Origin of the sequence: Bacillus cereus group sp. MG20, from assembly GCF_040459885.1 — a bacterium.
Classification (GTDB): domain Bacteria; phylum Bacillota; class Bacilli; order Bacillales; family Bacillaceae_G; genus Bacillus_A; species Bacillus_A cereus.
Genome location: NZ_JARVHF010000001.1, coordinates 4,380,489 through 4,400,865, shown reverse-complemented (window position 1 = coordinate 4,400,865; position 20,377 = coordinate 4,380,489). Strand labels below are relative to the sequence as shown.

Genomic DNA, 20,377 nt, shown 5'->3' with positions numbered 1-20,377 from the left:
TAAATACAATTAAACTTTTTAAATATAAAGGAGCAATAATATGGCAACTCTCGGTGAAAAAATTAAAGCATTACGAAAAGATAAAAAGCTTACGCAAACAGCACTGGCAGGTTCGGAACTGACAAAAAGTATGCTTAGTCAAATTGAAAATGGAAAAGCTACACCTTCTATGAAAACATTACAATATATTGCGGAAAAACTTGAATGTGAAACTAGCTTTTTATTAGAAGAAGATGAAGAAGAAATTGTGGAACTCATTCAAAAAATGGAGCCATTAATAAAATCAAATAAATGCGATGAAGTATACAAGACTTTACTACCTATCGTTCAAAAAGAACTACCCCTTACTTTAAACACAGCACGTTTATATAAACAGTTCATAACTGGAGCGGCCATTATGAACGATTATAATATTGAATATTACGTTGAAACAGCTGTTTCTATATTTGAAAAATATACTTTGTATCGTGAAAGTACTGAAACGAAACTACTGTTTTACTATATGCTCTACAAACGGAAAAAATATAAAGAATGTTTACAGTTGATTACCAAAATTCGCGATGAATATAAAACGAAGAATTTAGAAATGGATCTTATTACACATATACAATTATATTTAAAAGAAGCAATTATTTTACTCGCATATGGTAATTATGAAAAATGTGAAAAAATCATTTTAGATGCACTTGCATTTTCAAAAAAACATCAAGTGTATTATAAAACAGATGAATTTTACCGTATTTTATCTTATCAAAAAATCATTACAACCGATAAAGAACGATATTTATATTACATAAAAAAATCGGAGCAATTTGCCATTTTTACAGAAGATACTTTATCCGCTGCAAATATAGATATATTAAAAGCTTATTACTACAATACCGTTACAAACGAATATACAATTGCATTAGAACATTTAGAACAATTCCGAGAAAAACTAAAAGATGTACCGATTTTTCAAGAAGATGGATTGTATTATCTTGAAAAAGGAAAATCTCTGTATGGTTTAAAACGTTACGAGGAAGCTTTGGAAACATTAAAACGTGCTAATATTCCAGATTATATGAGTCATCCACTTGATCAGTCATGGTTATTAACAGCTGGCTCATATCGTGCCCTGTGTCATATAGAACTTCAAGATAAACCAGCTGCTCTGAAAGAAGCAAAAGAAGCAGTTCAAACGATAGATGGTTATCCTGATTCCATCTTTTCTTCATTTATTAAAGAAACATTACAAATAATACAAAAACTTTAAGAATGTCTCTAAATGGTATATTATTCCTCTTTTTTAGCAAAGATAATAATGATGGGAGGAATATAAATGAATATACAACGTGCAATAGAGCTTTCTGTGTCAGCGGAACAAGCCAATGTCAGTTTTCAAGGCATGCCTGTTATGATTCAACACGTCGATGAAAGCAATGAAACCGCCCGCATATATGAAGTAAAAAACCCAGAACGCGAATTAACTGTTCCAGTTAATAGCTTAGAGGAAATATAAGAAATGCCACTTCTCTTTTGAAGTGGCATTTTTCTTATGAATCAAAAATACAACTATTATTTCTTCTAATTTTTTAAGCTTATAATAAGAAAATGTAAAATTTATACTCTAAACCTATATTTTGTGATAATGTTTGACTTGGAAATAACTAAATCTTTATAGATGAATAATATAAAGTTTTTTCCTATTTCCCACTCTATTCATAAAGGAGGAATTGTATGAGCCTTTCTATATACGAAGGTTTAGGTATTATTTTTTTCGTAATCATTATGACTTACGCCCTTGCACACAAATATTTATGGTCAAAAAAATTACTTATTATTCTATTTCTCATTTGTAATGCTATTTATCTTATTTGGCGAACTTTTTATTCGTTACCAACTATTAATCTCATAAGTATTATCGCTGGTATTATATTGTTAATTACAGAATGGGCTGGTTACTTACAATCTATCGTTTTCAGCATTGTTTCATGGAAGCCATATAAACGGAAAGAAGTACCATTATCCACTTTCGAAAAACTACCTACTGTCGACATATTTATTGCAACTTACAATGAACCGATCGATTTGTTAAAACGTACTATAGCTGGTTGTACGTTGATTACTTATCCGAAAGAGTTACTAAACATTTATATTTGTGACGACGGGCGCCGTGAAAGTGTAAAGCAACTTGCGGCAGAGTTTTCTGTTCATCACATAACTCGCACCGAAAATAAGCATGCAAAAGCTGGGATTTTAAATCATGCGATGCTTCATTCAAAAGGTGATATTATCGTAACAATGGATGCTGATATGATACCACGAGCTAACTTTTTAGAGCGAACGATTGGTTATTTTTCTAAAAATAATGTTGTATTCGTTCAAGCACCACAAGTTTTTTACAATGCTGATCCTTTCCAATATAATTTGTTTTTTGAAGATAACATCGCCAATGAACAAGATTTCTTTATGCGCCAGTTAGAAGAAGGAAAAGATCGCTTTAATGCTACGATGTATGTTGGTAGTAACGCTCTATTTCGCCGCACCGCTCTTGAAGAAATTGGAGGATTTGCGACTGGAGTTATTACTGAGGATATGGCAACTGGTATGCTACTACAAGCTAACAAATGGGAAACTATATTTGTCAATGAAACACTTGCTGTTGGATTATCCCCAGAAACATTTAGTGATTTATTAAAACAACGGGACCGCTGGTGTAGAGGGAATATTCAAGTCGTAAAAAAGTGGAATCCTTTCACTATAAAAGGATTATCTTTTATGCAGCGTCTTTTATATGCAGATGGAATTCATTATTGGTTTTTCGGTGTTTATAAAATGATATTTTTACTAGCACCGCTATTGTTTTTAATATTTGATATTTATAGTTTAGAAATTAATTTTATGCACTTATTTATGTTCTGGGCACCTGCTTTTTTAACATCACAGCTTATTTTCAAAGCTGTTTCTAATAAAAAACGAACAACTACGTGGAGTCATGTGTATGAAGTTGCTATGGCTCCTTATATGGGATTTGCTATTTTATCAGAAACTTTCTTACGTAAAAAGTTCCAATTTCATGTAACAAGAAAGGGAGTTCAAAATAATACAAGGCATTTTTTATGGATTGCAAGCGTCCCTCACCTCGTATTACTCATTTTAACAATTATTGCACTGATTCGAGCAACACTTATGCTCTTATATCCTGAGCAATATCATATTGAAAGAGAAAGCTTATATATTAATATTTTCTGGGTACTATACAACGGGATAGCTATTGTCACTTCACTATTTGTAGCATTTGAAAGACCGCGTTTTCGAAATTCAGAACGTTTCGTAGTAAATTTACCAGGTACTTTATATGCCGAAGATATGATTATTTCTTGCAGTGTCCTTGATATTAGTGAAACGGGGGCACGTTTTGAATTAGATCCCTCCATTCCATTTGAAACTTTATCAAGTCTATCTTCCTATACGCTATCTTTTGGCGAGGTAGAAAAGATTCATAGTACAAAAAAATGGATTCGGAGACAAGAAAATTCTGTACAAGTTGGTGTATCATTTGATGATGTATCCCATGAGCAATATTGTAAACTCATTCTTCATCTATTTAGTAAACCGGTTAATGACCGGGTGGAAAAGGTGTACGATAAAGCATTTCTTACACTAGCAATTGCATCTTTCATAAAAAATACAAAAAAAGCACCAAGACAATTTCGCAGGCAACATATACGTGAGCAACTGATGTCTTCTGGAACATTGCATATGAATGGGATGCCGATTGAAGCGACCATTATCAACTATAGTACAGGTGGGTGCCAAGTACAAACGAACACCCCTCTTGTGATTGACCAAATTATACAAGTAACAATGGAAGAACGTAATATTCAAAAGAGAAATGCACAAGTATGTTGGATTCAAAAAAAGGGGCATAAAATATATGCTGGATTAAAATTCACAGCGTAAAAAAGAAAAGAAGCGTCATGCTTCTTTTCTTTTTTTTACATGCTAAAATACTTATTAAAGGGGGATTTTATATGGAAAATACTTCACAAAAGGCGAATCATTATTATGCGGTGATATTCACTTCTAATTTATTAAATGATACAACAGACTATAATACCGTTGCCGGAAAAATGGAGGAACTTGCAAAGCAACAACCTGGATTTTTAGGTGTAGAAAGTGCACGAGGTAATTCTGGACTCGGAATAACAATTTCTTATTGGGAATCACTTGATGCGATTGAAAATTGGAAAAAGAACGCCTTACATAAAGAAGCGAAAAAAAGAGGTCGTGAGCAATGGTATGAAAACTTCCACCTGCGTATCTGCCTTGTTGAGAAAGAATTTAAGTTTCATAGAGGTACTTTATAACTATGAAGAAAAAAGTAGCTCTCATTGTTGTTCATGAAATATATGGTGTGAACGACCATATGCATCACGTTACCAACCACTTTACTTCATCTCATATAGACGTATTCTGTCCTAATCTTCTACAATCGCAACATGCATTTCATTATCGTGATGAAGAAAAAGCATATGAACATTTTATAAATCATATTGGATTTGATTATGGAAAAAAGCAAATTGAAGAATTCATTTCTCATCTTTCTAGTAGTTATACACATATTGGACTTATCGGCTTTAGTGTTGGAGCTACCATCTCATGGCTATGTAGTAACAATCCGGAAATAGATTTTATTATCGGATGTTACGGTTCTCGTATACGCGACTATGTTCACATAAAGCCTACATGCGCTACACTACTTATATTTCCTGAAAAAGAAGCTAGTTTTTCAGTATCCTCTTTAATTCAAACATTGCAGCAACAAAATAATCCTTTATTAGAAATAAAACAACTACACGGTGAACATGGATTTCTAAATCCGTACACTAAAAAATATAACGGGCACTCTACAAAGCAAGCATACCATTTAATAGATTCATTTCTTGTAAAGTGAAACTTCAATCAGTTGGGGGTGTTCATCCCCCACCTAATCTCTTTTCTTACGTTGAGTTTTAAGATGTGGGTCCTACTCCCATGCGTGATAAAAACAATCTTATAAAGGAGACTCAAAATGACGCTGACATTACTCTTACTTGTTTTCATACTCATTGCCTTTATCTCAGCGCTAACTATCATTTTTAAAACCGTAAAAAAAGGATATTTTTCAACCGCCCCTACTTACAATCTATTATCATTTGCATTTTATTTTTTACAAATTGGATTTTATATGTAACAACTTTTTATTCGTTACTCCCCGAGAAAGTTAGCGAGTTCATATTCCTGCCCATTTGGTTTTTCCTTTGTATTTTAGGATTTATCGCTTTTTGGCACGAATGGAGAAATAATCGTGTATTTTCCATATGTATCGTTCTTCTTTCCTTTATTAGTTTTTTATTTGGGTTATTGTTGTTAGTTCTTTCGGGGATGTAATAGAAGAAGGAAGAAAAGCCAACTTTCAACTTTTCTTCCTTCTATGTTTACCTTTAGTTTTCACTGTCACTGATTCACAAGGTGTATAATATATTTGAGGTGTCGCCTTATCAACAAACATCATAAACGTAACGAAACCGATAATAAAGAAAATAAACAACGTTAACAAAATTGCTCCTATCGTTAAAAGTATCATAACACCACCCCTATATTTTTCATGTTATTACACCTTTCGCTATTATATGAGCGTAATCCTTTTTAGAAAAAGAAACGTAACAAAATAATCACAACCACTCCTGTTAATACTGTACCTAATAAACTACGAGTATATATCGCTACAAGAAATGTTGGAATTGCTGCGATAAGGTAATCCCACTGCATCGTCTCATGCATAAATAATACTTGTGCTAAAAGTGCTGCTAATATTGCAATTGGTATGTAATTTAACCATTTTAAACCCCAGTCTGGAATTTGTAGTTTACTAAATACGAGTAGAGGTAAAATACGTGGCACGAGTGTAACAGCTCCTGCTGCTAATAAAAGTAATAATACATCTAATCTCATTTCCATTTTTCAATCACCACTCCAATCGTCGCAGCTAGTAATGTTGCGATAATAACCGCTATACTATCTGGCATAAATAGGTGTGAAACGTATGCGATAATAATCGCTACAATTGCAACACTTAAATGAATTACTAGTGTTGGTTTACTACTTATGAGCTGAAGAACAAATAATCCGATAAACATCGCTGGTAATGCATAATCCATCCCGTATGTATGCGGATCTGGTATCCACTCACCAAACAGCCCACCAATAATAGTAGCAAGAATCCAATTTAAATACGCTGTTACGTTAAGCCCAATCATCCACCTTTCACCTAAATATCCTTTTTGCGCTGCATGCTGCACTGCAACGCCGAAAGTTTCATCTGTAATTTGAGAACCGATGATTAAGTTTTTAAATAGAGGAATTTTCGTAAAGTACGGTGCAAGCGCTGCGCTCATTAATAAATGGCGTAAATTAACAAAAAATACAGTGAAAATAATTGCGGAAGCAGGTGCACCGGCTGCATACATACCAGCTAATATAAATTGGGCAGAACCTGCATAAATTAAAGTGGACATAAATGCAATTTCAATGATAGAAAAACCGGCTGTTTTTGCAATTACACCAGCTGCTATACCGATGCTCAAATAACCAAATACAGTTGGTAAACAATCTTTTACTCCTTGCTGAAATGTATCATCGCTCTGCAAAGCTACATGTGCCTCAGCTTTACTCATCTCTATCATCCTCCATTCCTTCTAAAGTTCGTTTTCCTGTTACGACATGAACTAAATCTATATTTTCACGCCATAACGTATCTAACTTATCAGCTCCAAATTCCTTTGTGATTTCTTCAACCATAATATCGTGCCTTACATACTCTGTAGCAACGAGAACTAGCGCTGGGTCATACGTTGTAACGGCCCATGAAGTGCTATCATTTGAAAAGTTCGCAATTAATACTTCCTCTCCATCACGAGCAATAACAGTTAAATGAACACCCATTCTCTTTTCAACAACGTGAGGCGTCATATAATTATGGTGAAACGTCGCTCCTATTTTTGTTTCTGGAGCTCCAAATAAGATTGAAAATATATGTACGCCTTCCTCTTCCTTTTGATGAATGTATGGCTCAATTTCATACACTTGATCTTCCCATACAGAAACCCATAACTCTTCCTTAGCTCTACTAATTATATTGCATATTTCTTTCAAAACACGATCATTTGAACGAATATGCGAAATTACATCTATTTGTCGCTCTTGTTCTAAACAATTTAATTTCTCATCTAAAAATTCAAATGACTTTTCAAAGTCTTTTCGCATTCGATTCATTAATTCGGTAGCTGGTACTGGTACATATTTAACTGGTTCGGAAGGTACAATATGCACCGCTCCTTTATCCATTAACTTACCGAGTACCTCGTAAATCATAGAACGAGGTACTCCTGTTTGTTTACTCACTTCATAGCCTGTTACTGGGGAGTGTTTTAACAATCCAATATACGCTTTACATTCATACTGGGAAAATCCTAACTTTTGTAATTCCTTTATAATTTCATCCATCGGTAACCCCTCACAATCTAAATCGCCCTTACTTCAAAACGACGATTTTGCTTCCCTTTACTTTTTACTTTATCAATAACAAGTGTTCCTATTTCACTCGTATTTTTCACATGTGTGCCTCCACAAGCTTGTTCGTCTAAATTTTCAATTGTAACAATGCGGATTTCTTGGATAGTCGTTGGCAGGAGATTTATTGCTGTTTTAATCATTCCTACAGCATTTTCTGCTTCTTCGCGGCTCATATAACGAGTGGAAATTTCTTTATTTTGCTTAATAAGTTTATTCACTTCCTCAACAATTTCTTCTACTTCCACGCTCGATAACTCTTGTAACTCATTAAAATCGATACGTGCTTTATCAGGATAAATTTGATTTCCGGTGCATAGAGCCCCATACTTTTCATAAACAACAGCTCCGATAAGATGCAGTAAAGAGTGATGACGCATTAAATTATGACGTCTTTCCCAATTCATCTCTAATTTAACTGGACCTAATTTTACTTGAGCTTCATCTTTTATATAGTGAACTATTTCTCCCTGCTCCTTCTTTACTTTTTCAACCTCAAATACAGACCCATCTTGTACAATGACACCCGTATCACATTCCTGCCCTCCACCAGTTGGATAAAAAACTGTTTCTTTTACAAATACTTTATTCCCTTCTACTTTTATCACTTCTGTTTCACAACTCGTTTTGTATGCATCTTCTAAATATAATGCCGTTGTCATACTCTCACCTCTTTAGTAGTTATAGTTATACCTACTAATATAAAAAAGAAGTTCTGTAAAGTCAATTGATAATTCTGAAATTTGAAATTAATAAAAGACTCCTTTATTAGGAGTCCACTATCTCAATATTTCATTCGCTTCTTTTTCATAAATTTTATCAAATGACGTCATAACGCGCTGTGATGCTTGAATCATCTTTTGATCCGTCATAAGATCGGCCATCTCTTTCGTCATATCTACATTTGAATTTTCTAGCATATGATTTTTTACTATTCCTGTTCCGTTCGGTAAATTAGCAATGTTTCCTTCTGCTAGTGTAAAGCTTTTATTTTCACGTTGCACGAGTCGAGCATTCGTTTCTGCATCTACTGTTTTTGTTTGTAAACGAGCAATATTATTTTGTGTTACTTCATCATATAATGTACCGTCTGCTTGTACAGCAACCTTTGCTCCTTCCGGAATACGAATACGCTCATTATTCTCTCCCATTACGAAAGCACCTGAAGATGTTTGTAAATAACGATCACTATTTAATGTGAAACTACCATCTCTCGTTAAAAACGTTTCATCATTTTTAGAAGTAACGAAAAATGATGTTGTGCCGGCTGCGCCGTCATCTAAAAAGAAATCTGTAGCGCTATTTGTCATTTGTATATTTCCTTGTACTAAATTCACATGTGTTGCAGCTGGTACTACAGCATAATCGACCGAACCGATATTTGTTACCGCCCCATCTCCGCGGCGATATGTGTCTTGTACATCAAATACTTTAGACGTCATATTTTCTGCTTTAAATCCTGTCGTTTGAGCATTTGCAACGTTATTCGAATGAACATTAATTCGCTGCATGTAGTTCATCATACCCATAGAACCTATATAAAGACCGTTCATATTCGTTTGAATAAGGCAAGCGCCTTATTCTTCACCTCTTTTCTACGATGTTTGTAACATTTGTTTCGCTAAATGTTCAGCTGTAGCGATATGTATATTTTTCCTTATGTCTTGGCCGTCTGTCATTAATACAATAGGAGCTGATGATACTGCTGGAATTTTCAACAATTCACCACTACTTGCTGTTTCATCAAATTTTGTAAACACAATACCATCTATATGAATATCTTTAAAGTTTGTAATGATTTCAATCATATCTTTACTTTTCATCGAAGCTGATAACGTTAAACAAATATAATCTGGTTCTACTTGTCCCATCGTTTCAATCATTTCTTCCACTGTTTCTGTCGTACGATAATTTTTTCCGGCTGTATCAATTAAAATATAATCGACGCGTGCTTCTTCTTTAAAATACGTAAGCGCTCTTGTCATTGCAGCTTCATCACGCACAGCAATTACTTCAGATCCAATTGTTTTTACGTTATCTTGCAATTGCTGCACTGTCCCTATGCGCGAATGATCTGTCGTTATAAAACCAACTGTTTTGTTCTTACCGTGAAATTGCCATGCCATTTTCGCAAGCGTCGTCGTTTTACCAACACCAGTTGGACCGATTAATGCGATTGTTTGTACTTCTTTTTCAAAGACGTTTTCCGTATTGAAATGAGATTTCATATCTTCCAATATGTACCTGATAACTTCTTCTTCTGTAATCATCGTTGCATTTTCAAACTTTATTTTTAACTTTTCAGCATATGCATAAATGAAATATTGTTCTACATCGTTTTGTTCTAGCATCCGAATTACTTTTTGAATAATAAACGGTACAGATTCTTGATTTTCTTTCTTTGGAACTACTTCTTCTTTCTTTACCGGAACGACTTGTTTCACAACTTTTTTCTTTTTCGGTACTTCCGTTTCTTTCGTCTGTTTCACCACGACAATCCCTTTTTCAAACAGCTTTAATAGTTTTTCTTTTTTTCTTGCCCATTCTTCACTATTTCCTGTTTGCATTGCCGCGTATGACATAGAAGTCGTTACGTTTTCTAAATTGTGCAGTACTGATTGAATTCCATTCGCCTTCACAATTTGTTCTGAAGGATCATTCACGACATCCATTAACTGTTCATGAAATTGTGCTGTACCTTCATTCACTTCTTCCTGTTTTTCTTCTGGAAAAGCAACTAACATTTCATAATCCTTTTTCCAGAAAAACGGTATATTTCGTTTTACACTTTCATCGACAACGTAATAATAATCTGTACCATATTGGTCAAATAACTTTCGATACAATTCATTTTTCGAAGCTGCTTTTATTCGCATTAACGCTTCTTTCTTTTCTGTACTTTCCATTACTTCACCCCCTACTATTCAATATAGGCAATTTGATCCACAACAATTTCTGGTGCTAATTCGCTAATACAAAGTACTTGTGCTTCCACTTGATAACGTTCTAGCAGTCTTACAATCGCAAATCTAAAATCTTTTCTACGTGTTAATAACACTGGTTCTCTTCCCATTAAACGTGCTTGCTTAAAGACGCGTTGCACTTGCTCAACGACACGTGTTTCTAAATCTAAATCCCAGTTTAATAAGTAACCTTGATATGAATTATTCACAACATCCGCATCTAACTCAATTGAATCAGAGAAGAGCGCTGCATATATTTTTCCGTCCGGATTTTTCGCATTTTCACAAATAACTTTTGAAATACATTCACGAACAAATGATGTCACACCGTCAACGTGGTTTTGATACACTTCTTTTCCGTCAATAATACCTTCAATAATTGTTGGTAAATCACGAATAGAAATACCTTCTTTTAGAAGTTGTTTAATAACATTTTGAACGAGTGATAAATCAATTTCTTTCTTCTTAATCTCTTCTAATAGAACGCCATTATCATTTTCAAGCGAGTTAATTAAGTCTTTTACATGTTGACGCTGAATTAATTCATGAAGATTACGTCTAACGATAACATCTAAATGTGTAATTAATATGCTAAGTGGCTCTAACACTTGATAGCCTTTCATTTGTGCATCTTGCACCATATGCTCTAAAATCCAATATCCATCTTCACCGAAAATTGGATCTTTCGCTGGCTCTGCATCTAAATCAGCCATTACGTTCGGTGTTTTCAGTGCTAATAAATAACCTGATTTTAAAACACCTTCAGCCGCCTTCGCACCTTTAATACGAATAATGTAACGACCACGTGGTCTAAAACTCGTATTATCTTTAAAGTTAATTCCAGGAACGTTAATACCGAGGTCAGTAATAATCGACTTCCGCATAAGAACAACTTTATCACGAGCTGTTTCCCCGTTAATTTTCTGCTTTACAAGTGCTGCTAAATCTAAACCGAGTTCTACAATAATCGGATATTTATCCGTAAATACTCCGAATGAATCTTCCACTTGTTGCAGTTGCTCATCTTCACCTTGAATCATTTCTAATTCTTTTTGAAGCTCGTCTTCTTTTTCTTTCTTTATTCGATTTTTATTACGAATGCCTAAGAAGATAATCGTTCCACCAACGAGTGCGAATGGTAAAAACGGTAGCGGAGTAAAAATACCCATTGCGATAAACAAACCACCGAGCGCATATACAACAACTTCATGTGCTAATAGCTCTTTAAAGATACCTTCTGTTACTGTATCCGGTGAGCCGTCAAATACACGCGTTACGATAATACCTGTTGAAATTGCAAGCATTAACGAACCGATTTGGTTTACGATTCCGTCACCGACAGTTAACTGTGTATAATGAAGAGCTGCATCTGCAAAGCTCATTCCTTGCTGCATCATTCCGACAATTAAACCGAAAATAATGTTTACGAATAAAATGACAATCCCGAAAATAACGTCCCCTTTAATGAACTTCCCGGCACCATCCATCGCTCCGTAAAACTCTGTTTCCATATTTAATTTTTTACGTTTTGCCTGTGCATCTTTTTCTGAAATAATACGCTGGTTTAAATCAGCATCGATAGACATTTGTTTCCCCGGTAAAGAATCAAGTGTAAAACGAGCTGCTACTTCAGCTGTACGAGATGCACCGTTTGCAACGATAAACTGGAATATGATTAATACTGTAAAAATAACGATACCAATTAATAAGTTTCCGCCAATTACGAACTGGCCGAACTCTTCAATAACATGACCGGCATTTCCGTCTGTCAAAATCGCTCGCGTCGTCGAAACGTTAATCGATACGCGGAAAATCCCGATTAATAACAACATCGTCGGAAATGACTTTAATTCATCCCACTCGTTAATACTTGTCGCTCGCATATAAATAAGTACTGACATACTTAGTAGAAAAACGATAATGATATCAAGTATAAATGGTGGAAGTGGAATTAAGAGCGCCACTACGAATGACGCTGCTAAAAAGATAGAAAAATAGGTTCTTGCAGAATCTATCTTAAACAAAGAGATCTCCTCCAAACGCGCTATTATACTTCAAGTTCATTCGTCTGAATTAAATAGCGCATAACTTCAATTACAGCTACGTATAAATCTTCTGGAATCGTCTCATCTTCCTCGACTTGATAATATAAAGAACGAGCAAGCGGACGGTTTTCCACCATTGGTATTTCTTGTTCACGGGCAAGTGTTCGTATATATAATGCGAGCTCATCTTCCCCTTTTGCAACGACAATTGGTGCTGCATCAACGTGTTTATTGTAACGAAGTACGACCGAAATATGAGTCGGGTTGTTTACAATAAACGTTGCGCCATCCATCTTCTTCGCAATTGTTCCTTGCAAGATTGCATGCATAAAGTTTTTTCGTTTCCCTTTTACTTGCGGGTCCCCTTCATTATCTTTATGCTCCCTTTTTACTTCTTCTTTTTTCATCTTAATATCTTGTTCGTACTCCCATTTTTGATAAATGAAATCAATAATAGAAAGAATGATTAAAATAATTAAAATGGCTAAAAAGATAAATTTAATTTGACTAATAATTTCAGTAAGTGACGCTGTCCAGTTAAATCCAATCATACTAACAATCTTCTCTAAATTCTTTTTAAAGAGAACGTACGAAACGTAACCGATTAATCCCATGTAAAACAGTGATTTCAAAATATCTACTAAACTTTTACGACTAAACAATCTCGTAAAATAGTTTTTCGGATTAATACGTGACGCTTTCGGTTTAATGACTTTAGAAGAAAATAGGAAGCCGACTTGAATCATATAATTGAATAAATGAAAAGCATATACGAGTATTAATATTGGAGCCGATACTTTTAGTAATAAAATCCCCATTAAATAAAAATACTCGGTTGAATCTGTATTTTTTCCAATTTGATCAAACAGCACCGCTACGGAATTTGCAATCTCATAACCTAGCCAATCTCCGAAGAAATAAACGACAACTGCTAATACGAGAATGGAAAATAAATTATTTAAATCTTTACTCCGGGCAATATTCCCTTCTTCACGCGATTTTTTACGCTTCTGCGGGGTGGCCTTTTCTGTTTTATTATCCTTTGCCATGCGCGTCCCCCTACTTCGTTAAGAAAAAGTTAAATAGTTTCGTATACTCTTCAAGTAATACATCCGTCATATTTTTAAACACATAACCGAGCATCGGTACACTCATCGCAATAAACAAAATCCCACATGTAATTTTAATTACGTATGCATTCATAAAAACGTTTAATTGCGGAGCGTTTTTTGCGATTAAAATTAAAACAAAGTTAATGATGAATAAACTTCCCATAAGCGGCAGAGCAATTTCAACCGCTGATGTGATCGCAAATAATAACGTTGCGAGTAGACTATCTAAAAAACTAGTCGTCAACAATTTTGAAATCGCCTCTGTATATTGAAACGACTTTAAAATAGTGGCAACGAAATAGTTAATGCCGCCAAGTGAAATAAAAATAATAAGAAAAAATATATCAAAAATTGTTGATAGCAAAGTGGACTGTGACCCTGCATTTACATCAAACAAACTTGCTTGTGATAAACCAATATCAAAGTCTAAAATATGCCCTGCCATTTTCGGAATGTTCCACAGCATTTCTACAATTTTTGAAAGTGATAATCCAATTACAATTTGCGTTGCTGCATAAGCTGCAACGTCCCAAACTGTCTTGATGTGAGAGACATCCACTTGATCGGCCACTGTAATTGAAAGAGCAAGTCCAACTGTAACCTTCGCCATTGCTGGAATGGATCGGCCTGAGAAAAACGGTAAAAAATATAAAAATGAAGTAATGCGACAAAACGCAAAAAACGTCGCCGCCCATAATTCCATATTCATTTCAGTTCACCTATCTTAGTACGAACGCAATAGCGATGGGATTTTATCAAATAAATCTAAAATAAGCATCGTTAACTCTTGGAACATCCACGGACCTAAAATGATAATAACGAGCACAATACTCGCCATTTTCGGTAAAAACGTCAGCGTTTGCTCTTGAATTTGCATCATTGCCATAATAACCGCGATAATAATAACGACAATCAGACTTACAACGGCAATCGGCATTAAAATCATAACCCCTTTATAAAAAAAGGTTTGGAAAATATCTATAATTGGTGACGTATTCATTTATATGACTCCTATCACATAGCATCAAGCGCTTCAGGCGACCGTCTTAAACATAATATCGACGATTTTTGTATATCCACCTAAATATACGAAAACGAGTATTTTAAACGGTAAACTTAAAATCATCGGCGGTACCATCATCATCCCGAGGTACATTAAAAGTGTACTAATAATCAAATCTATAAATACAAACGCTAAATAAATGAACATCCCTGTTAGTAAACCTTTTTGAATTTGCGTTAACGTAAAGGATGGTACAAGTGTAAATAAGGAAAGATCTTTCAAATCTTTCGGCAACTCTTCTCCGCGTACTTTCAGCATCATTTTCAAATCATGCTTATACGTATGCTTTGACATATATTCTTTCATAATAGGAGCTGTCGTTTCCGCAGCTTGACTTACTGTTATTTTCTCTTTCGTCATCGGATCCCACACATCGCTCTTCAGTTGCCCGAGTACAGGCTGCATCGTAAAGAGTGATAAAAATAATGCAAGTCCAACAAGCACTTGGTTTGGTGGTAAATTCATTACCCCAAGTCCTTGACGTGTAATCCCAAGAACGATCATAAAATAAGTAAAATGTGTAAATAATAGAACGATAGAAGAAGATAATGATAAAAGGGTAACGAGCGCAAATAGTTGTACACTTGAATTACTCGTAAACTCTTTTCCATTTTCGAAATTAATAAAACCGTTCGGGGCCGCATACGCTGGATTTACAAAAATAATTGAAAAAACGATAGAAAATACGAAAATAACGGCTAATAATGATAACTGTTTCTTTATTCTCATGATGGATCCTCTACTTTTTTCGTTTCAGTCTTCACCGCGTCTTCTAGTGCTTGTTGAAACTGATTTCCTGTTCCGGTTAATTGCACAGACTGTACACCGTTATTACTAATAACAGTGAACACTTGCTTTCCGTCCACTTCAAATAAAAAGGCACTCGTTTGATGATTTAAATACACGCCGTCTTTTACTTGAATATGGCCATTTTCACCCTGCTTAAAAAACTGCTGTTTGCGCGTCTTTTTTGTCATATAATATGCACCGTAACCGAGCGCACCAAACAGTAAAACGACTTGAAATAAGGTCGTCATATACGACATATGACTCCTCCTCTACTCTTTATCTTGCATTTGACTTTGCGCTTTCATAAGCGCCGCTTGTTTCTTGTCAGCTTCAATTTCAGAAATGATAATACCGAATTTCTCGTCCATTACGATTGCTTCACCGATGCCGACTTTCATATTACTTAAATACACATCTACTTTATGTCCTAAGTTTTTCTCTACTTCAAGAACATCGCCAACTTTTAACTGCTTTACATCACCAAGCGTAATAGATGACTTTCCAAGCTTTACACCAAGTTCAATCGAAATATCTGAAACAGTATCAATATGTGCTTTACCTGCTTCATTTCGCTTTCCTGCAAAATCTTCTAATCCCATTAATGACACGGGAGATACTTCATGCTTCATATGGATCCTCCTACTCTACAAAACTTTTAAATAGGAGCGCCTTACGCGTTCCATCTTTTCCAATAAAACAATTAAATTTATGCTTTCCATCTACATAACCAAGTAATTCATCCGAAACTTTCGTATGAAGCGGAATAATATCGCCTTCTTCAATTTGTTCAATCTCACTCATTGTCATTTTCTGCTCACCAATCGCAACGTGAACAGGTTTGTACACTTGATTTACTTTCACTTCCACTTCAGACGTATACTTCCTACGTTTGTCCGAAGAATGTTCGACAATATTTTCAGACGTTAACTTATCCATAATTTCTTCAACAGATAAGAACGGAATTCCGATACGCACCGTCGTATTCCAAAAATCTGTTTTCATATTTACATTAAGTAATGAAATAATATCGCTCGCTGTCGTAATCTTTAATGCATTCGGATCTGTTTCCGTCGTTACAAATTTTGGTTCAATCGCAACAACACTTTCAAATGATTGCTCTAAATTTTTACAAAGAAGCAAGAATATATTATCAAGCGTTAAAAACTCAAATGCTGTTAACGGTCTGCGCATCGTAAAGTTACGCTTACTATCTCCGCCAAGCCAACATTCATGAATATAAATAACGAATGCTAAATCAATCTCAATAACAATTTCTCCAAGCTCTGGTAAACCGAGATCAATTACACAATATAAATAATAATCTTTCGGCATTTTCTCCACATACTCACTCGTAAATGGAACTTGCTCAACTGTTGAAGGCTCTAGTTCAATTGGAATACGCATACGCGCTGATAACGTCTGTGACGTCTGTTTCCCAAACGTAGAAGCAATCGCTTGCAAACTACGTAAATGCTCAACACCGAACTTCTCTGGTCTATTAAAATCATACTCTTGAAATTTCTCTTGCTTTCCTGCTTCTTGTGCGAAAGCTGGCATTTCCTCGCCTTCATTTACCGCCTTCAGCAGGGCATCAATTTGCTCTTGGCTTAACTTTTCGCCACTCATGACAATCCCCTTCCCTACCTTTTTAATTCAACGATTTCAACGTACATCTTTCCATTCTTCGTCAAAATCTTTCCGGTTCCAATCTCTTCATTCTCAAGCATAAGACGCACCGTATTTTTCGTTGAATTTTCAAGACGATACAATGTACCTTTCGTAATATGAAGCAGATCTTCAATTTTCTTTTTCGTATTTCCGATTTCAAAATAAATTGTTAACGGAATATCATCTTGTAATTTCAAATCTAGCCAACTCCCATATCATGTTCACGAAAATTTCATGTTCTCTCTATATATGAAACTTCTTATTTTGAAACGTCGATATTTAATATTTTTTTAATATATCCTTGCGTTTCTTTAAATGGCGGTACGCCTCCGTACTTTCTCACATTACCAGGACCAGCATTATAAGAAGCAAGTGCCAATACTAAGTCGCCGTTATTTTTCTTTAAATAACCGCTTAACTCCTTCACGCCACCTTCAATACTTTCAGCTGGTGAAAAGGGATTCTTCACACCCATCTCCTTCACATTTGCTGGCATAAGTTGCATAAGTCCCATCGCACCGGCATGTGACACCGTTTTCGGATTAAAATTAGACTCCACTTCAATCATTTTTTGAATTAACGTTTTCGGAATTCCGTATGTACGACTTACTCGATCAATAATATCCTCATACTTCCCTTCATTGGAAGAACGTATTTTTTGAATATTATACTTCTTCGTTAATCCCCACGTATCAGCGGCCTCATTTTTCGTTTCTGGGAAACGTCGTTCAAACTCTTTTTGCGCAACTTGCACTTCATCTGCTTTCTTCGTTTCACCCTTTTCTTCGGGCTTACTCGCTTCATCTACTTTTTTCGTTTCACCCTTTTCTTCGGGCTTACTCGCTTCATCTACTTTATTAATAGATTGTTCCGGCTTATTAACAACCGTTTCTATTTTCGTAGATTGTACCGGCTGACTCATATCTTCTATTTTTGCCGGCTGCGTAGTAGCCTTCGTCTCCTTCGCAGGTTCACTCTGCAACTTCTCTTGAAAACGACTACTAACAAATGCTTGTGGACTACTTAGCTTTTGCTGAATCTGTCCTTTTTTATATGCAAGCACTTCTTTTACTATATTTCCAACTATCATAATATCACCTTTTCGGTAAACAAAGATAATCTAATATTAGAGTTTTTTTTAAAGTTTGCAATAATCCTTTTGATAATATTGTAATAAAAAAATGAACAAATAGAAAATTATCATTTTTTTATATTCAATAATTACAATTAATCGTTGACACGATATATACCAAGGATTACAATTAATCTCGAAATTGATTTTTTTGCATATTTACGTTTATCAATTAACAGAAAAATCAATATAAAAAAATGGGGGTTCTTATCATGAGAATTAATACAAACATTAACAGCATGCGTACACAAGAGTACATGCGACAAAACCAAGACAAAATGAATACATCTATGAACCGTTTATCTAGCGGTAAATCAATCAACAGTGCAGCTGACGATGCAGCTGGTTTAGCTATCGCTACTCGTATGCGTGCAAAAGAAGGCGGATTAAACGTTGGAGCACGTAACACACAAGACGCTATGTCTGCTTTACGTACTGGTGACGCTGCATTAGGTTCAGTTTCAAACATCTTACTTCGTATGCGTGATCTTGCAACACAAGCTTCAAGCGGTACTAACAACGATAAAGATATCAAATCTATGAACAAAGAGTATCAAGCATTAGCACAAGAAATTAATCATATTGCTGATAAAACAAATTTCAATGGTAATGCATTTTTAAATAAAGGTACTAATCCTGGTGAGGGTAAAGATATCACGATTCAACTTTCTGATGCTTCAAGTGATACAATGACAATCGCAGCTATCGAAACAAAGAAATTAACAACTGATACGTTAGCAGTTGGACCTGATCCAGATGATGCAGTTAAGAATTTAACTGCTACAACTGCAGCAGCTGAAATCACAGCTCTTGACACTGCTATTCAAAATATTGCTGACGCTAGAGCAACTTTCGGTTCTCAATTAAACCGTTTAGACCATAACTTAAACAACGTAACGAGCCAAGCTACTAATATGGCAGCTTCTGCTTCTCAAATTGAAGATGCTGATATGGCAAAAGAAATGTCTAACATGACAAAGTTCAAAATTTTAAACGAAGCTGGCATCAGCATGCTTTCTCAAGCTAACCAAACACCACAAATGGTTTCTAAATTATTACAATAATCCATTTGAACATATACTCTCTGTAGTATATAAAGAGTTTTCTTTTAAATAATTAAAAATTAATGGGGGTTCCTATCATGAGAATTAATACAAACATTAACAGCATGCGTACACAAGAGTACATGCGACAAAACCAAGACAAAATGAATACATCTATGAACCGTTTATCTAGCGGTAAATCAATCAACAGTGCAGCTGACGATGCAGCTGGTTTAGCTATCGCTACTCGTATGCGTGCAAAAGAAGGCGGATTAAACGTTGGGGCACGTAACACACAAGATGCTATGTCTGCTTTACGTACTGGTGACGCTGCATTAGGTTCAGTTTCAAACATCTTACTTCGTATGCGTGATCTTGCAACACAAGCTTCAAGCGGTACTAACAACGATAAAGATATCGCATCTATGGACAAAGAGTATCAAGCATTAGCGCAAGAAATTAATCATATTGCTGATAAAACAAATTTCAACGGTAACGCATTTTTAGGTGGTCCTGGTGGGAAAGATATCACGATTCAACTTTCTGATGCTTCAAATGATACAATGAAAATCACAGCTATCAATACAAAAGATATAACAACTACTAAGTTAGCAACTGATGGTACAAAGAAATTAGATGCTACAACTGCAGCAACTGAAATCACAGCTCTTGACACTGCTATTCAAGAAATTGCTGACGCTAGAGCAACTTTCGGTTCTCAATTAAACCGTTTAGACCATAACTTAAACAACGTAACGAGCCAAGCTACTAATATGGCAGCTTCTGCTTCTCAAATTGAAGATGCTGATATGGCAAAAGAAATGTCTAACATGACAAAGTTCAAAATTTTAAACGAAGCTGGCATCAGCATGCTTTCTCAAGCTAACCAAACACCACAAATGGTTTCTAAATTATTACAATAAGCTATTTGAACATATACTCTCTGTAGTATATAAAGAGTTTTCT

Annotated in this window: 24 protein-coding genes and 1 pseudogene; 8 read left to right on the top strand and 17 right to left on the bottom strand. The window is 35.1% G+C overall.

Annotated features, from left to right (window positions below):
* Positions 1-40: 40 nt before the first annotated feature.
* The 6 genes and pseudogenes from QCI81_RS22670 to QCI81_RS22645 all read left to right on the top strand — a co-directional run bounded on the left by QCI81_RS22670 (position 41) and on the right by QCI81_RS22645 (position 5,415).
* Positions 41-1,255, top strand: a complete 1,215-nt coding sequence (locus tag QCI81_RS22670; RefSeq protein WP_023521618.1) for a helix-turn-helix domain-containing protein — start codon at positions 41-43, stop codon at positions 1,253-1,255.
* Positions 1,256-1,321: 66 nt separating this feature from the next.
* Positions 1,322-1,501 carry an H-type small acid-soluble spore protein gene (locus QCI81_RS22665; protein ID WP_001025733.1) on the top strand — a complete coding sequence of 60 codons (180 nt, stop codon included), beginning with the start codon at positions 1,322-1,324 and terminating at the stop codon, positions 1,499-1,501.
* A gap of 218 nt (positions 1,502-1,719) precedes the next feature.
* Positions 1,720-3,945: a glycosyltransferase gene (locus tag QCI81_RS22660; protein WP_071730846.1), complete on the top strand. Its 2,226-nt coding sequence runs from the start codon at positions 1,720-1,722 to the stop codon at positions 3,943-3,945.
* Between the two features lie 71 nt (positions 3,946-4,016).
* Positions 4,017-4,352 carry an antibiotic biosynthesis monooxygenase family protein gene (locus QCI81_RS22655; RefSeq protein ID WP_071730844.1) on the top strand — a complete coding sequence of 112 codons (336 nt, stop codon included), beginning with the start codon at positions 4,017-4,019 and terminating at the stop codon, positions 4,350-4,352.
* 2 nt (positions 4,353-4,354) lie between these two features.
* Complete coding sequence (locus tag QCI81_RS22650; RefSeq protein WP_023521615.1) at positions 4,355-4,939, top strand: dienelactone hydrolase family protein; 585 nt, start codon at positions 4,355-4,357, stop codon at positions 4,937-4,939.
* A 117-nt stretch (positions 4,940-5,056) separates the two neighbouring features.
* A pseudogene (locus QCI81_RS22645) lies at positions 5,057-5,415 on the top strand (hypothetical protein).
* 25 nt (positions 5,416-5,440) lie between these two features.
* Here QCI81_RS22645 and QCI81_RS22640 read toward each other — a convergent pair.
* From QCI81_RS22640 to QCI81_RS22560, 17 genes are all read right to left on the bottom strand, one after another.
* Positions 5,441-5,611, bottom strand: coding sequence for a DUF3951 domain-containing protein (locus tag QCI81_RS22640; RefSeq protein ID WP_000602244.1), 171 nt, complete (start codon positions 5,609-5,611; stop codon positions 5,441-5,443).
* A gap of 62 nt (positions 5,612-5,673) precedes the next feature.
* Entirely contained in the window at positions 5,674-5,985 is a 312-nt protein-coding gene (locus QCI81_RS22635) for an AzlD domain-containing protein (RefSeq protein ID WP_000425944.1), read from the bottom strand.
* The gene (locus tag QCI81_RS22630) at positions 5,976-6,701 is read right to left on the bottom strand and encodes an AzlC family ABC transporter permease (RefSeq protein ID WP_065483032.1); all 726 of its coding nucleotides are present in this window, start codon (positions 6,699-6,701) and stop codon (positions 5,976-5,978) included. The genes QCI81_RS22635 and QCI81_RS22630 overlap by 10 nt, the downstream gene beginning before the upstream one ends.
* Positions 6,694-7,530, bottom strand: coding sequence for a TrmB family transcriptional regulator (locus tag QCI81_RS22625; protein WP_353810892.1), 837 nt, complete (start codon positions 7,528-7,530; stop codon positions 6,694-6,696). The genes QCI81_RS22630 and QCI81_RS22625 overlap by 8 nt, the downstream gene beginning before the upstream one ends.
* Before the next feature lie 17 nt (positions 7,531-7,547).
* Positions 7,548-8,258: an alanyl-tRNA editing protein gene (locus tag QCI81_RS22620; RefSeq protein WP_000205381.1), complete on the bottom strand. Its 711-nt coding sequence runs from the start codon at positions 8,256-8,258 to the stop codon at positions 7,548-7,550.
* A 117-nt stretch (positions 8,259-8,375) separates the two neighbouring features.
* Positions 8,376-9,149, bottom strand: a complete 774-nt coding sequence (locus tag QCI81_RS22615) for a flagellar basal-body rod protein FlgG (protein WP_001013934.1) — start codon at positions 9,147-9,149, stop codon at positions 8,376-8,378.
* A gap of 42 nt (positions 9,150-9,191) precedes the next feature.
* Positions 9,192-10,502, bottom strand: coding sequence for a flagellar biosynthesis GTPase FlhF (flhF, locus tag QCI81_RS22610; protein WP_071730842.1), 1,311 nt, complete (start codon positions 10,500-10,502; stop codon positions 9,192-9,194).
* Positions 10,503-10,516: 14 nt separating this feature from the next.
* Entirely contained in the window at positions 10,517-12,583 is a 2,067-nt protein-coding gene (gene flhA, locus QCI81_RS22605) for a flagellar biosynthesis protein FlhA (RefSeq protein ID WP_000472535.1), read from the bottom strand.
* A 23-nt stretch (positions 12,584-12,606) separates the two neighbouring features.
* A complete protein-coding gene (gene flhB, locus QCI81_RS22600; RefSeq protein WP_001040120.1) occupies positions 12,607-13,653 on the bottom strand; it encodes a flagellar type III secretion system protein FlhB in 1,047 nt (348 codons plus the stop codon).
* A gap of 10 nt (positions 13,654-13,663) precedes the next feature.
* Positions 13,664-14,425, bottom strand: coding sequence for a flagellar biosynthetic protein FliR (locus QCI81_RS22595; protein ID WP_001055717.1), 762 nt, complete (start codon positions 14,423-14,425; stop codon positions 13,664-13,666).
* Positions 14,426-14,440: 15 nt separating this feature from the next.
* Positions 14,441-14,716 (bottom strand): flagellar biosynthetic protein FliQ, encoded by a 276-nt coding sequence (locus tag QCI81_RS22590; RefSeq protein ID WP_001098080.1) that lies wholly within the window; start codon positions 14,714-14,716, stop codon positions 14,441-14,443.
* Positions 14,717-14,749: 33 nt separating this feature from the next.
* On the bottom strand, positions 14,750-15,508 hold the full coding sequence (locus QCI81_RS22585) for a flagellar type III secretion system pore protein FliP (protein ID WP_001220582.1): 759 nt from the start codon (positions 15,506-15,508) through the stop codon (positions 14,750-14,752).
* Complete coding sequence (locus QCI81_RS22580) at positions 15,505-15,825, bottom strand: hypothetical protein (RefSeq protein ID WP_000121178.1); 321 nt, start codon at positions 15,823-15,825, stop codon at positions 15,505-15,507. Before QCI81_RS22580 ends, QCI81_RS22585 begins: the two co-directional genes overlap by 4 nt.
* A 12-nt stretch (positions 15,826-15,837) precedes the next feature.
* Positions 15,838-16,197: a flagellar motor switch protein FliN gene (gene fliN / locus QCI81_RS22575; protein ID WP_000680010.1), complete on the bottom strand. Its 360-nt coding sequence runs from the start codon at positions 16,195-16,197 to the stop codon at positions 15,838-15,840.
* Positions 16,198-16,207: 10 nt separating this feature from the next.
* Positions 16,208-17,194: a flagellar motor switch protein FliM gene (gene fliM / locus QCI81_RS22570; RefSeq protein ID WP_000012361.1), complete on the bottom strand. Its 987-nt coding sequence runs from the start codon at positions 17,192-17,194 to the stop codon at positions 16,208-16,210.
* Between the two features lie 14 nt (positions 17,195-17,208).
* Entirely contained in the window at positions 17,209-17,433 is a 225-nt protein-coding gene (locus QCI81_RS22565; protein ID WP_000775712.1) for a flagellar motor switch protein FliN, read from the bottom strand.
* Between the two features lie 62 nt (positions 17,434-17,495).
* Positions 17,496-18,326 (bottom strand): lytic transglycosylase domain-containing protein, encoded by an 831-nt coding sequence (locus QCI81_RS22560; protein ID WP_071714492.1) that lies wholly within the window; start codon positions 18,324-18,326, stop codon positions 17,496-17,498.
* A gap of 254 nt (positions 18,327-18,580) precedes the next feature.
* Between QCI81_RS22560 and QCI81_RS22555 the strand changes: the two genes are divergently transcribed.
* Both QCI81_RS22555 and QCI81_RS22550 read left to right on the top strand, forming a co-directional pair.
* Positions 18,581-19,432, top strand: coding sequence for a flagellin N-terminal helical domain-containing protein (locus QCI81_RS22555; protein WP_071730840.1), 852 nt, complete (start codon positions 18,581-18,583; stop codon positions 19,430-19,432).
* A 77-nt stretch (positions 19,433-19,509) separates the two neighbouring features.
* Positions 19,510-20,334: a flagellin N-terminal helical domain-containing protein gene (locus QCI81_RS22550; RefSeq protein ID WP_071714496.1), complete on the top strand. Its 825-nt coding sequence runs from the start codon at positions 19,510-19,512 to the stop codon at positions 20,332-20,334.
* Positions 20,335-20,377: the final 43 nt, after the last annotated feature.